General features: G+C 36.8%; 12 protein-coding genes. 2 read left to right on the forward strand and 10 right to left on the reverse strand.

The window, feature by feature from the left end; translation table 11 throughout:
- Positions 1-50 precede the first annotated feature (50 nt).
- From FLEMA_RS68185 to FLEMA_RS0110530, 3 genes are all read right to left on the reverse strand, one after another.
- Positions 51-1,082: a thioredoxin domain-containing protein gene (locus tag FLEMA_RS68185; RefSeq protein ID WP_052354059.1), complete on the reverse strand. Its 1,032-nt coding sequence runs from the start codon at positions 1,080-1,082 to the stop codon at positions 51-53.
- A gap of 88 nt (positions 1,083-1,170) precedes the next feature.
- The gene (gene gldC, locus FLEMA_RS0110525) at positions 1,171-1,524 is read right to left on the reverse strand and encodes a gliding motility protein GldC (RefSeq protein WP_026995441.1); all 354 of its coding nucleotides are present in this window, start codon (positions 1,522-1,524) and stop codon (positions 1,171-1,173) included.
- 53 nt (positions 1,525-1,577) lie between these two features.
- On the reverse strand, positions 1,578-2,306 hold the full coding sequence (locus tag FLEMA_RS0110530) for a DUF4197 domain-containing protein (protein ID WP_026995442.1): 729 nt from the start codon (positions 2,304-2,306) through the stop codon (positions 1,578-1,580).
- 204 nt (positions 2,307-2,510) lie between these two features.
- Here FLEMA_RS0110530 and FLEMA_RS0110535 point away from each other — a divergent pair, with 204 nt between their 5' ends.
- Both FLEMA_RS0110535 and FLEMA_RS0110540 read left to right on the forward strand, forming a co-directional pair.
- Complete coding sequence (locus FLEMA_RS0110535; RefSeq protein ID WP_026995443.1) at positions 2,511-3,749, forward strand: competence/damage-inducible protein A; 1,239 nt, start codon at positions 2,511-2,513, stop codon at positions 3,747-3,749.
- 56 nt (positions 3,750-3,805) lie between these two features.
- Positions 3,806-5,107: a dihydrolipoamide acetyltransferase family protein gene (locus FLEMA_RS0110540; protein WP_026995444.1), complete on the forward strand. Its 1,302-nt coding sequence runs from the start codon at positions 3,806-3,808 to the stop codon at positions 5,105-5,107.
- Between the two features lie 377 nt (positions 5,108-5,484).
- On the opposite strand, the gene FLEMA_RS0110545 is transcribed toward FLEMA_RS0110540, so the two are convergent.
- The 7 genes from FLEMA_RS0110545 to FLEMA_RS0110575 all read right to left on the reverse strand — a co-directional run bounded on the left by FLEMA_RS0110545 (position 5,485) and on the right by FLEMA_RS0110575 (position 12,951).
- Positions 5,485-6,165: an ABC transporter ATP-binding protein gene (locus tag FLEMA_RS0110545; protein ID WP_026995445.1), complete on the reverse strand. Its 681-nt coding sequence runs from the start codon at positions 6,163-6,165 to the stop codon at positions 5,485-5,487.
- The gene (locus FLEMA_RS0110550) at positions 6,158-7,099 is read right to left on the reverse strand and encodes a hypothetical protein (protein WP_044171228.1); all 942 of its coding nucleotides are present in this window, start codon (positions 7,097-7,099) and stop codon (positions 6,158-6,160) included. Before FLEMA_RS0110550 ends, FLEMA_RS0110545 begins: the two co-directional genes overlap by 8 nt.
- Positions 7,100-7,213: 114 nt before the next feature.
- On the reverse strand, positions 7,214-7,975 hold the full coding sequence (locus FLEMA_RS68190) for an acyl-CoA desaturase (protein ID WP_044171230.1): 762 nt from the start codon (positions 7,973-7,975) through the stop codon (positions 7,214-7,216).
- Positions 7,976-8,131: 156 nt separating this feature from the next.
- A complete protein-coding gene (locus FLEMA_RS0110560) occupies positions 8,132-8,812 on the reverse strand; it encodes a DUF4159 domain-containing protein (RefSeq protein ID WP_044174596.1) in 681 nt (226 codons plus the stop codon).
- Entirely contained in the window at positions 8,812-9,513 is a 702-nt protein-coding gene (locus FLEMA_RS0110565) for a 16S rRNA (uracil(1498)-N(3))-methyltransferase (RefSeq protein ID WP_026995448.1), read from the reverse strand. The genes FLEMA_RS0110560 and FLEMA_RS0110565 overlap by 1 nt, the downstream gene beginning before the upstream one ends.
- Positions 9,514-10,101: 588 nt before the next feature.
- Positions 10,102-10,665 carry a hypothetical protein gene (locus FLEMA_RS0110570; protein ID WP_026995449.1) on the reverse strand — a complete coding sequence of 188 codons (564 nt, stop codon included), beginning with the start codon at positions 10,663-10,665 and terminating at the stop codon, positions 10,102-10,104.
- Positions 10,666-10,746: 81 nt separating this feature from the next.
- Positions 10,747-12,951 carry a glutamine synthetase III family protein gene (locus FLEMA_RS0110575; protein ID WP_026995450.1) on the reverse strand — a complete coding sequence of 735 codons (2,205 nt, stop codon included), beginning with the start codon at positions 12,949-12,951 and terminating at the stop codon, positions 10,747-10,749.
- Positions 12,952-13,473: the final 522 nt, after the last annotated feature.

Consider the following 13,473-nt stretch of genomic DNA (forward strand, 5'->3'; position numbering starts at 1 on the left):
AAAATACTCAGCAGGCAAGCTAGTTGCTGCTGAGTATTTCCATCAATTAATTATTTAGCTTTTGCAGCCCATGTAGCGGCCTTGGCCAACGCATTTTTATCGGCAGTTCTTGCTCTTACAAAATTGCTTAGAAACAAATAGGCATTTTTGTCGGTTCTGCTATCTATCAAACTTTCCAGTACCTTAATTGCTTGGTCGGGCTTTCCTTCTCTAAACAAAGCTGTTGTTTCTTCCCTAAAAACTCTTCCAGCAATCGACTTCTTGTCGATTCCCAATTTGGTCAAATTAGCTTTTACCTGATTAATTTTTGCTACCGACGAACGGCTTCCTCGGCTAGAATACAACGAGTACATAATAATATTTTCAGCCGTTTGCTTCACCAATGCCTTGTCGTATTTAGCATTATATTCGGCCAAATGCGTCATCATATACGTAAAAATCGGGTTTTCGTCGTCCATGATTACCTTTTGTAAAACCAAAAAATTAGAATTATTGGTATATTGACTACTTGGGATTTTACTGGCATAAGCTTTCATTGCTGCAATATTGTCGGTAGTATCTTTCATGATTCTGGCCATGAAGGCATAATCAATCAAAAAATTGGGGTCTCGCACACCCGACTGAAAACTAGCTTTGTAGGCTGTGCTTCTTCTTTTGGGGTCGAGGGCCTTACCTGCTGCGTCTATTACTACTTGTGCGGTATTGGTATTTTCGCCCATTACAGCAATGTGCAATAGTTTTACCTCTTTATCAAAGAAAAGCAATGTTGGAGTTGACGGAATCCAGATTTTTTGTTTTTGCAAAAAAGCTTGAGCCTCGGTTGTGGTTACATCTAGCTTGTAGCTAATATAATTACGATTATAAAAATCACCTACCAACGGAAGTTCAAAGGTAGGTTTAAAGGCAATACACACATGGCAAGTAGGAGCATAGGCTTCTAAAAAAACAGCCTTATTTTGCATTTTTGCCAAGTCAAAAACCGTTCTGAGGTTACCCCCTGCAACAAAATTTACTCCTTTTTGAGCATTGCTAATATTAGCAATTATCATTAGCAATATTAAATTTAATACAATTTTTTTCATGAATTATCTTATTATAAGCTGGTAAAATTCAAAAAAAGCCCCTTTTCTTCACTGAAAAGGGGGCTAAACTAATTAGTATCGTTCAAGCTTAGGCTTGGGGCTGTTGTGCAGCTTTGATTTCTTCCTGAAGGTTTTTGGTCAAAACACGGCATAAATCATCAATCTGAAAAGCCATTTTTTGGTCGCCAGTTGCCTTTACCAACGATTCGGCAACACTACCCATTACCTCAATATAAAAACGTTTCATTTCTAAAACATCCATATCTTTGGTCCACAAAGGAAGTGCCAAAGTACCTTTGTGGTAGTGGTCCCAAACACCGATAAAAATAGCTTTGGTTTCCTCTACACCCTCATTAGGGTTTTCGGTGGCAGTCCAATGAATTTGTTCTGGAATACTTTGTTCGTCTAATGTTACTTGAAAATTGATTTCTGATTTTTTCATGGCACTATTTTAGTCAAGTTAGCACAAGCTTGCCTTGACCTCCTCGTTTATTTTTATTGATTACTTCCAAAAACTTTTTTGAGCAAATCGGTGACACGAGCCGCTGGATTTTCTCTGATTTTTTGCTCTTCCTGAGCTACTAATAAGAATAACCCATCTATGGCCTTTTGAGTTGCATAACCTTTCAAATCTGGGTTAACTTTTTGCCCAACGAAAGGAATTTTGTTATAAGTGGTGGCAATATCGCCATATAATTTGGTAGCCCCTGTCGAATTGATGGCCTCGTCCATAATAGGCGAAAAGGCATTGGTAAGGGCTTCGGTAGAAGTTTTTTTGAGGTACTGTGTGGCAGCGTCTTTATCGCCTTTCAATATTCCTAAGGCATCCTGAATTGTCATTTTGGTAATAGCATCCACAAAAATAGGTACTGCTTGCCCTGCTGCTTTTTCGGCACCACGGTTCAAGGCCGTAATAAATTTATCACACTGGCTTCCTAGTCCTATTTGACGTAACTTTTCTTCAACTTTGCGAGCTTCTGGCGGAAAAAGCAATTTTATTGTTTGATTACCCAAATACCCATCTAATGCCGAAGCCTGAGATGAACTATTTTTGATTCCTACAGTTAGGGCTTCTTTCAAGCCTTTGCTAATTTCTTCGGTGGTTAAGCCTCCTTTTGCACTACTCAATACATCGTTGGCTTGTTTCAATACATTTCCCCAGTTTTGCGACTGGCAACTTGATACAGAACCTAAAAAGCATACAGCAATAATAATTTTTCTCATTCTAGTGATTGTTAAAGTTGAACATCACGATATTCCTTAGGTATATTTACAGAATGTCGCCGATTTTTAAACGACAAAAGTGTTTAAAATGTGTAATTTTGGGCAAAAATAATGAATAGTTGGCAGGGCAAAGCCGAAATGCCTATTTTTATTCACATATTTGAGTCTTCACACAAAAAGCTTTTAGATAGCCCCCTTATAAAAATGATTAAAGCAGAGATTATTACCATTGGCGATGAAATTCTTTATGGACAAATTACCGATACCAACACCCAATGGATAAGTGCAGAATTAGATAAAATTGGCATAAGAACCGTTAGAAAATCGTCTGTTGGCGACACAGAAGAGTCTATTTTAAGCATTTTTGAGGAAGCAACTAAGCGTGCCAATGTAATTTTGGTAACAGGTGGCCTTGGCCCCACCAAAGACGATATTACTAAAAAAACGTTTTGTAAGTTTTTTAATACACAAATGGCGGTTCATCCGCAAGCGTTGGAAGACCTCAAAGCTTTTTTTCAGAAAAGAGGTAGAGAAGTAACAGGCTTGAACCTCGGACAAGCCGAACTGCCGCTCAATGCTGAATATATTCATAATAAATTAGGTACTGCCCCAGGTATGTGGTTCGAGCAAAACGAAACTGTTTATATTTCGATGCCAGGCGTACCTTATGAAATGAAAGGTTTGATGTCTGATTTAATTTTGCCTAAATTGCAGACATTTTTCAAGACCCCTGTTATCTTCCATAAAATCATCAGAACAGTAGGCATTGGCGAGTCGCTCTTGGCTGAAAAAATCGAAGATTGGGAAGATGCTCTGCCTTCACATATTCGATTGGCTTATTTGCCGTCGATGGGTAGTGTAAAAATGCGACTAACTGGCTTTGGTAGTGATATGGCCGTGTTAGAACAAGAAATAGATACAGAAATTCAAAAGGTTATGCCCATTATCGAGGAGTTTGTGTATGCCTTGGGTGAGGTTGAATTAGAAGAAGCCGTAGGAAAAATGCTAAAAGCCCGAAACCTAACGGTATCTACAGCCGAAAGCTGTACTGGTGGATATTTGGCTCATCAGTTTACCAAAATAGCTGGCTCGTCGGCGTATTATTATGGTAGTATTATTTCGTATGACAATTCTGTAAAAATTAACCAATTGGGGGTAAAAGAAGAAACGTTACGTGATTTTGGAGCGGTTTCGGAAGAAACAGTAATACAAATGGCTCAAAATGTACGACAACTTTTACATACCGATATTGGCTTGGCTACTAGTGGTATTGCTGGCCCCGATGGCGGAACACCCGAAAAGCCTGTTGGTACTATTTGGATTGCCCTGGCTACTGCCGAGCAAACTATTACTCAAAAACTACAATTGGGTGGTTTTAGAGAACAAAATATTCATTCAACTTCCATCAACATACTCAATTTACTACGAAAAGTTTTGAAATAGCACTGGCATATTTTCTCAAAATCCATTGACCATCTCAAAACAAAAACATTATTAATATGGCTCAAATTGAAATTATCATGCCCAAAATGGGCGAAAGTATCATGGAGGCAACGGTGCTTTCTTGGCTCAAAAAAGTAGGAGAACGCATTGAAGCCGACGACTACCTACTGGAGGTAGCTACAGACAAAATTGACACCGAAGTACCTTCGTCGCATAGTGGCGTGATTAAAGAAATTTTGGTGCAAGAAGGTGATATTGCTGTAATTGGTAGTCCTATTTGTATTATTGAAACCGAAGGAAATGCCGACGAGCCTCTTCCTACCGAAGAAGCAGCCTCTACTGCCATTGAGGCCGAAATTGAGGAAATACAAGCTCTTACGGGTATTGCCCTCGACCCCACACAAGCCAGTGCCGATAGCTCCCCTAGCCGTTTTTACTCGCCTTTGGTGCTGAGTATTAGCAAAGAAGAGGGTATTTCTATGCAAGAACTCAATGCCCTAAAAGGAAGTGGCTTGGATGGCCGTGTTACCAAAAATGATATTTTAGCTTATATAAACCAACGCAAAAAGCCTATCGCTGCTCCTGTCGCTCTACCTGCAACACCTACTTACGAAACACCTAAGGCTGTGCCTATAAGTATTTCGGGGCAAGACGAAATCGTACAAATGGATAGAATGCGTAAGATGATAGCCGAAAGAATGGTTGATTCAAAACGTATTGCACCACATGTTTCGTCGTTTGTAGAAACAGATATGACACCTGTCGTATTATGGCGTGAAGGAATTAAAAATAGCTTCAAAAAAGAATATGGCGAAAATATTACTTATACGCCTATCTTGATTGAAGCTGTGGTAAAAGCTATCAAAGATTTTCCAAAAATCAATGCTTCCGTTGATGGCGACCGTATTATTTATAAAAAGAATATCAATATTGGTATGGCAGTGGCATTGCCTAATGGCAACTTGATTGTGCCTGTTATTCATAATGCCGATAGCTATAACCTCATTGGGCTTACCAAAAAGGTAAATGATATTACTAAAAGAGCAAGAGAAAATAAGCTCAAACCTGAAGATTTGGAAGGCGGAACTTATACTATTTCTAATATTGGTACTTTTGGCAATGTGATGGGTACGCCTATTATATTACAACCACAAGTAGCAATTATGGCTTTTGGAGCAATTCAGAAAAAGCCAGCTGTCATTGAAACCCCCGAAGGCGACTTGATTGGCATCCGTCAAAAAATGTTTATTTCTCACTCTTACGACCACCGTATTGTTGATGGTTCGTTGGGTGGACAATTTGTAAAACGGGTTTCTGATTACCTAGAGGCATTTGATTTAAAAAGAAGCTTAATCTAATTCATAGAGACATGAGTCATCCCGAATTTAGTGAATTGAGATTGAGTGATTTAGTGATTATTCTTTATGTCTACCTTGCAGCAATAGAGACGTAATATTTTGTGTCTAAAAATTAGTCATTCAGTAGATTAATATCAAAAACATGAGTCATCCCGAATTTTGGGATAATTTACAAAAGAGACCTCTTGTTTGTGTTTATTGAGATTCACGAGGTAGACCATTGTGCTTTTTTCCCAATAGGGTGTTCAGTAGCACCCTATTGGAAAAAAAGCACAATGGTTAGGCATTTATTGACTATTAATCAAAAAAGGTGGCCGAAAAACGAATTTCGACCGCTTTTTTTGATTAAAAAATTCGGAAGGACTCATGTTTTTCTCTTATAATATCTTTGACAAATCAGGCTGATTTATATGGCTTTCTTTTAGTTCTCTATCTATTTCGGCAAATGCTTCTGGCTGATAAACCTTCTCTATCTTGGTATCTTTCAACCATAATATGGCATCACATACACCCCTAAGGGTATCCAAAATATGGGAAGTTATAATAACCACTTTTCCTTTTTCTTTCAACACCTTGATTATATTGGTAAGTACCCAGCTAGATTCTAAATCTAAGCCATTGTAAGGCTCATCCAAAATAATAATTTCTCTATCTAGCTTTAAAATACATAAAAGAGCTAGCTTTTTTTTCATTCCTGTCGAATACTCTTCAACAAGCGAATCCAAAGGTAAATCCATGATTTTTGCCCATTGATTTTCGTCAAAAGAAGGTATTTTCGAGGCGAAAATTGACAATATTTCTCGGCCTGTTAAGTAGCTATAAAAAAAATTATTGGTTTCCAAGATAGCTACTTGCCTTCTGTCTAAGGGCTTGTTTTGCCATAGTAATTCGCCACTTGTTGGGAACAAAAAGCCTGCAATACAATTGAGCAAAGTAGATTTCCCTGAACCATTTAGGCCAACTAAGCCATAGATATTACCGCTTTGAAATGATATTGAAATATGTTTTAAAACGGGCTCTGCCTGATAGGAAAAAGTGATATTTTTGAGTTCAAGCATTGAAGTAAAATTTGAGGTTCCTGATAGATTTTTGGTAAAATACAAAACATAATACCATTGAAATAGGAAACATGTAAGGCAAAAATATACCCACAAACAAAAAACCTCCTATTACAGTATTGGACGGCACTCCTATATTAGGCTGGTATGATTTATATTTATTAAGGATAAACACCAGATAATTAAGCACATACACTACCTGTAGTGCTATAAAAAATAATAAATTTTCGGGATAGTGAATCCCATACAATACCATCAATGGCCCTACAAATACCAAGTATTGCTTCGTTTGAAATAGAATCTTTTGATACAAAAAAGATTGGGCTGTTGTTGCTTCCAGCAAGACAATTGGAAGACTTTCGCATCTATTAAAAAAACCTAGAAAAAACATCGTAATCAGTCCAATCCCTAAATAGCCTGAAGGATACCAGGTACCTATAATCAAAACTCCTATATAAATCAACATAATTGGCCATTGATGTTGCCTCATACCAGCTATCCACTCAAAATTACCCTCCAACAAGATGCTTTTCAAAACAACGTGTTGCCTTATTTTAGGTAGTTCGACCGTACGATTGACCCAGCCGATAAGTCCAGTAAGCATAATAGCAACACCAATATAAACCACAGGAATTTGATAAGCGATTAGGGCTATATACCAAGGCATAAGCACAAGGTTATATTCCAGCCAATAATATAATGGGTAATTCTGTGAAAAAAGCATTTGGATTAGCCGCTTATCTTTTCGTTGCAAGTGAACTGTCCATGGTGCTAAAGCCGACAACATGGCTGTCCAAGGATTAAGCTGTATGGCCAGAAGTAACCTTAATACTAGTATAATACCCATAATAGCCCCTATCAATATAGCTATCCAACCTGCCTCCACAAGAAGTCTTTTGAACTGTATATACCTTAGTAACAATATATTTATCATATCAGATATTATGGTTATGAACTATTAGTCAAACAATACCCCAAAACATTACATTTAATTGCAATAAAAAAGGCTACCCTTATGAGGTAGCCTTTTTTATTGCTTTATTTCTACTTAAAACTTTGCATCAGCAGGTTTTACATTGGGTTTAATAATTCTTAACCAAGTCAAAACTTTGATTACAGGATAAGTTGGGTCAACCTCATACCACTTAGAACCGAAGTTCATGCTATTGGGCAATTTGTGGTGGTTGTTTTGGAACAACTCGCCCAACATCAAGAAATCAAAAACCAAAGAGTTTTTTGATTTATCTTGGTTGTCATAGTTTTGATAACCATACTTGTGGCCCGACCAGTTTACGATAGCACCATGAATAGGCCCCATCAAGAAGTGTACAGGCAACAAAAAGAAAAATGCCCAGTGCATATCAAAATATACATAAGCCACAATATAGAATACTGAATAAGCTACACCCCAGCCAATTCTTGAAGCCCAGTGGTCGCCCAGTTTTTCAATAAAGTTTGAATATGGGTAATTATGGTCAAAACGCTCTTCTATTTTAGTTTTGCTATTTAACAAAGCATTGTAAATATCTTTTGTTTTCCACATCATTGTGAAAACATTGCTTGAGAAGTGCGGTGAGTGAGGGTCTTTTTCTGTGTCGCTAAATGCGTGGTGCATACGGTGCAAAATAGCATAAGCACGTGGGCTTAAATATGATGAACCTTGTGATACATAAGTTAAAAAGTAAAAAAAGCGTTCCCAGAACTTGTTCATTAAGAACATTTTATGAGCCGAATAGCGGTGCAAGAAAAATGTTTGGCTAAATAATGACAAATACCAGTGAATAATAAATGCGGGTAATACCAATTGCATGTGTGTAAGTAGTTTAAAAATTATACAACAAATATACTCTTTGTTAGTCGAAAATGTTTTAACAATACGTTATTCTGACAAATGTCACTTTTTTAAAACATTTATATCTTTGTTTATATCATCTTTAACAGAATTAGTGTGTCAAAAAGGATATTGCTAAAATGAGGTGAGGGCAAATGACAACAAATTGGCACCCATCTGTAAAGCTTTCTGTCGAACACTTTCGGGGTCGTTATACACCGATTGGTCTTCCCAACCATTGCCCAAATCGCATTCGTAACTATAGAAACAAACCAAGCGTCCTTCCCAAATAAGGCCAAATCCTTGTGGAGCTTTCCCATCGTGCTCGTGTACCTTTGGTAAGCCATTTGTAAACTTAAATCGTTGGCTATAAACAGGATGATTAAAAGGCAATTCTACAAAATTCAGTTCGGGAAATACTTTTTTCATTTCTCTTCTGATAAATTTATCTAAGCCATAGTTATCGTCGATATGCAAGAAGCCACCACTGATAAGATATTTTCTTAGATTTCTGGCCTCGCTTTCCGAAAAAACGATGTTTCCGTGTCCAGTTAAGTGTACAAATGGATAGGTAAACAATTCGGGGCTACCAGCCTCAACAATATCTTCTTCGGGGAAAATATTCATTCGTAAATTACTATTACAAAACTTGATAAGATTGCCCAATGAAGTCTTGTTACAATACCAATCACCGCCACCGCCATACTTCATTTTGGCGATTTTGTAAGAAGCTTGCCCAAAAACGTTTTGATTAAAACCAAGCAAAACTACCAAAATACAAACTAAGCAAACTTGTACGTGTTTCTTCAAATACATCATTGGTTAATTAAATTTAATGTATGACAAGCTACCAATCCTGCTGTTTCGGTTCTGAGGCGGCTGTCGCCCAGACTAACAGCTCTAAATCCCTTTTGTAATGCCTGTGTGATTTCATCATTTGAGAAATCACCCTCTGGCCCAATCAACACACAAGTACTTTCACCTGCAAGTGGCACATTTTTTAGCAAATGGCGTTCGCCATCTTCCAAATGTGCTATTAAGTTATGTGTTGCAAGCAAATCTTTCTTGAGAAACTCTTTCCAAGTAATCATTTCATTGATTTTGGGCATGAAAGCTTTCAGCGATTGTTTCATTGCTCCTACTGCAATTTTCTCAATTCTTGGCAATTTAACTTCTTTTCTTTCAGAATAACGTGTTTGGACAAAAGTTATTTCATCAATTCCAATTTCAACACACTTTTCTATCATCCATTCTATTCTATCAAGGTTTTTGGTGGGGGCTATTACCAAATGAAAATAATAGTTTCTTACACCAAAGTTTGATTGATATTCGAGGATATTTAGCTCACATTTTTTATCATGTGCTTTCAAGATTGAACACTTAAAAAGCCCTCCTTTGCCATCTATTACATGAATCAGCTCTCCTTCCTGTAATCGTAACACCTTTACCGCATGCCTCGATTCTTCTTCATTCAATCGTTGCTGAGATTGTATTTCTGGTTGATAAAATAAATTCATGAAATTATTTTTCTTATATATTAAAAGCCTTACATACAAGGTTTGCTTGTCAAGGCTTTTTTTGTACTATTCAAACATTTGCTATTGCTAAGTAACTGTATCTACACACGAATCAGCTGATTATCTGTGTTTTTGGCTTAGGGTTATTCTATTTCTAAAGAGGATCTTTTATCTATAAGCCAAATACTACAGACGAAAGTTCAAATATAGCATTTCTCCCTCGATTTTGATAATATCTCCCAAATTGCCTCTGATATTGAATAATTATTGGCCCAACCTACAAAATATAGACAAACGATTGATTTTCAAGAATTTATTCTTTTGTTTACTAAAAACCTTAGGTTATCAAGTTTTTTTACCAATTGATGACAGCCTCATAATCAGGTATTTTGTGCTACTTACGCAGGTAAACAGCATTTATTCATAAAAACTTGATATTTTCTATCTTGGATAATTGGGAGAAAAGCAAAATTTAGATACTAATTGTTATAAAAAGAAGCCTATGAGAAGTGTAGTAATACTTAGGAGTAGCTTTCAAAAATAGTACAGAGCCTCGTAGATAAGACCCTGTACCAAGACCTTTATTGATTAGTCGTCATGTTCTGTTTTGAAAGAATACAAAGTTGGGTCTAAGCGAATACTACCCGACAAGAAGTCGTCTACAAACTTAATAACCACTTTTTCGGTAATTTCTTCTACATTCAAGCAAACATCCAAGCCAATACCATATTCAAAATTTTCGTCAACCTCAATGTGTTCAGCTAACTTAATTTCTTCATTTTCTTCAATTTCCTCTATAAGCTCGGTAATAAATAACTCTACTTCTTCGTCCATAGCCTCGTTAGGAGTGTATGTTTCATCACGGTTTTCCATAGGCACATACAAAGGATACGACTTAATAGCTTTTCTTTCAGCGGTTTCATAAACCACACTATTATAGTGCAATCTTAAAGTATAAAGTACGGCATCATAAATCACCTCTTGATTTTTGTATTCGCCTACGAATTGAACATGCACAAACTCTTCTACATTATCTGGTTCGTCATTTAGTTCATCTTCGAAATAGACAAATTTTTGTCCAGCCTCGATACATTCTTTTTTGAGCTGTTCAATTTCAGCGGGGTCAAAGCCTAGGTTTTTCTTTTGAGCCATAATTTTAATATTATTATTTGAATCAATGTTTTGCCAAATATAAGAAAAATGCCCTCCGCTTAAAAGTGGAGGGCACTAAAATTATCGAATCAATAACAACTCACGGTATTTTGGCAATGGCCATTCGTCATCATCAACGATTAGTTCTAGCTTATCTACGCAATATCTAATTTCTTCAAAAAAGCTTTTAATATTGGTACTATATAATTTGGCTCTTTCAAAAGTATCTTCTACATTATTGGCTTCCTTACGAGCTTCGGTCATATCGTCGCAAAGGGTTGTAATCTTAGAAGTATATTGAGAGATTTTTTTAATCATTTCGATAGTAGGAGCAAAATATTGAGGGTCGATACCAATTTCTTTTTGTCCCCGAACATTATCTACCAACTGTGTTTGGTATTTTAATGACGTAGAAACTACGTGATTAATAGCCAAGTCGCCTACAACACGTGATTCTATCTGTACTTTTTTGATATAGTTTTCTAATTCGATTTCAAAACGAGCGTGCATTTCGGTTTCGGTATAGATACCATATTTCGAGAAAAGCTCAATAGCCGCAGGGTCTAGGTATTTGGCTAAGGCTTCAGGGGCAGTTTTTAGGTTTGACAACCCACGTGACGCAGCCTCTTCAACCCAATCTTCAGAATAGCCATTGCCTTCAAACAAAATACGTTTCGTACTTTTTACATACGATTTTAGTACCTCAACGATAGCCAATTCTTTTTTAACTCCTTTTTCTAAGATAGCATCTACTTCTTCTCTAAACTTGAAAAGTTGATTAGCCATAATAGTATTTAGGATAGTCATTGGGGCAGCCGAGTTGGCCGACGAACCTACAGCACGGAACTCAAACTTATTGCCAGTAAAGGCAAACGGAGAAGTTCTATTGCGGTCGGTATTGTCCAATAATAAGGCAGGAATTTTATTAATACCCAAACGCAAATATACGTTATCGCCCTTTTCTAATTTAATATCGTTGAGTTCCGACAGGTTTTCGAGGTCGTTGAGTACTCTTGTCATTTCTGTACCAATAAAAATAGATACAATGGCAGGAGGAGCTTCATTTGCCCCCAAACGGTGTTCGTTGCCCGACGTAGCGATCGAGGCTCTAAGTAGGTCGGCATGGTCATGTACAGCCTTAATTGTATTGACAAAGAAAGTCAAAAAACGAAGATTTTCTTTAGGCTTGGTAGACGGGCTCAACAAGTTGATACCAGTGTCTGTACCTAACGACCAGTTGTTGTGCTTTCCAGAACCATTGATACCCGCAAATGGCTTTTCGTGAAACAACACTCTCAATTTGTGTTTTACAGCCACCTTATTCATCAAGTCCATCAACAAAGCATTGTGGTCACAAGCCAAGTTCACTTCTTCAAAAGTTGGAGCTACTTCAAACTGAGCAGGAGCTACTTCGTTGTGACGAGTACGTACAGGCATACCAAGCTTTAGGGCCTCCAATTCAAAGTCGACCATAAAGGCATTGATTCGAGAAGGAATCGAGCCAAAATAGTGGTCTTCTAATTGTTGTCCTTTGGCAGGTGAATGCCCGAAAACGGTACGACCAGCCATCATCAAATCGGGACGAGCATTGTATAGAGCTTCGTCGACCAAGAAATACTCTTGTTCGGCACCGAGTGTTACTGTTACTTTAGACACATCACGGTTGAAGTACTCGTTCATTACTTTGGTAGCAGCCTTGTCAATCAACTCAATTGATTTCAACAAAGGTGTTTTGTAGTCGAGTGCCTCACCAGTATACGATACAAATACAGAAGGAATACAAAGCGTAGCAGTACCAGCTACATTTTCCATAATAAATGCTGGCGACGACGGATCCCAAGCAGTATATCCACGAGCTTCAAAAGTAGAACGAATCCCACCATTTGGAAAAGACGAGGCATCGGGTTCTTGCTGAACCAAAGCACTTCCTTTAAATTTTTCAATAGCCTTTCCTGTATGCGTAATATCAAAGAAGGCATCGTGTTTTTCGGCTGTTGTACCTGTTAAGGGTTGAAACCAGTGCGTATAGTGAGTTGCTCCTTTCGACAAAGCCCAAGATTTCATGGCAGCAGCTACTTCATCAGCGGCTTCACGGTCAATTTTTTTGCCGTCTTGGATGGCATTGGTTATTTTTAGGTAAGCTTCAGGGCTCAACAACGAACGCATCACTTCGTCGTTGAAAGTATTGCTTCCATAAAAATCTGTTACCTTTTCAGTAGGTACTTTCACTGGGACATTCTGACGAGTCTGTGCCAGTTCGAGTGCCTTAAATCTTGCTATCGCCATAAATTATAAAGTTACATTTGGTTGACAAAATTGTTTGCACCTCAAAAATATACAATAGATTGTTAAAAACATATATGAATTATAAGGAATATTAGAATAATGAACAATTAGAAAAATGTATTTATTCAAAAAAGAGGCATGAATACAAATCAAGTTTTATTTTTTATTGCACTATTACATTAAAATAGCTATAATAATAGGCATTCAATTTGTTTTTTTATTGAATTTATATCAAAAGAGCTTTAAGTACAAACTATCAACTTTATTCAAAATAAATTCTTTGAAGAAAAAATTGTAATATTCCAATAAACGCATAAAATATTTTGCAATTTTCTTTTACAGCAAAATATTATCTTGTACTTTTGAATAACACAAAATATAATTCTTATTTACTAAAAGATAAGCATTTATACATGTAGTGGTATTTACCTATTTTGTTGAATCCATTAATTACAAGTTTTATTTTGAATCTTTTTTTAAATTTTTTTTGTATTTTTTCAATAAAGTGCTTTATATTTGTAC

The sequence above is a fragment of the Flectobacillus major DSM 103 genome, from assembly GCF_000427405.1.
In the GTDB taxonomy this organism is placed as follows: domain Bacteria; phylum Bacteroidota; class Bacteroidia; order Cytophagales; family Spirosomataceae; genus Flectobacillus; species Flectobacillus major.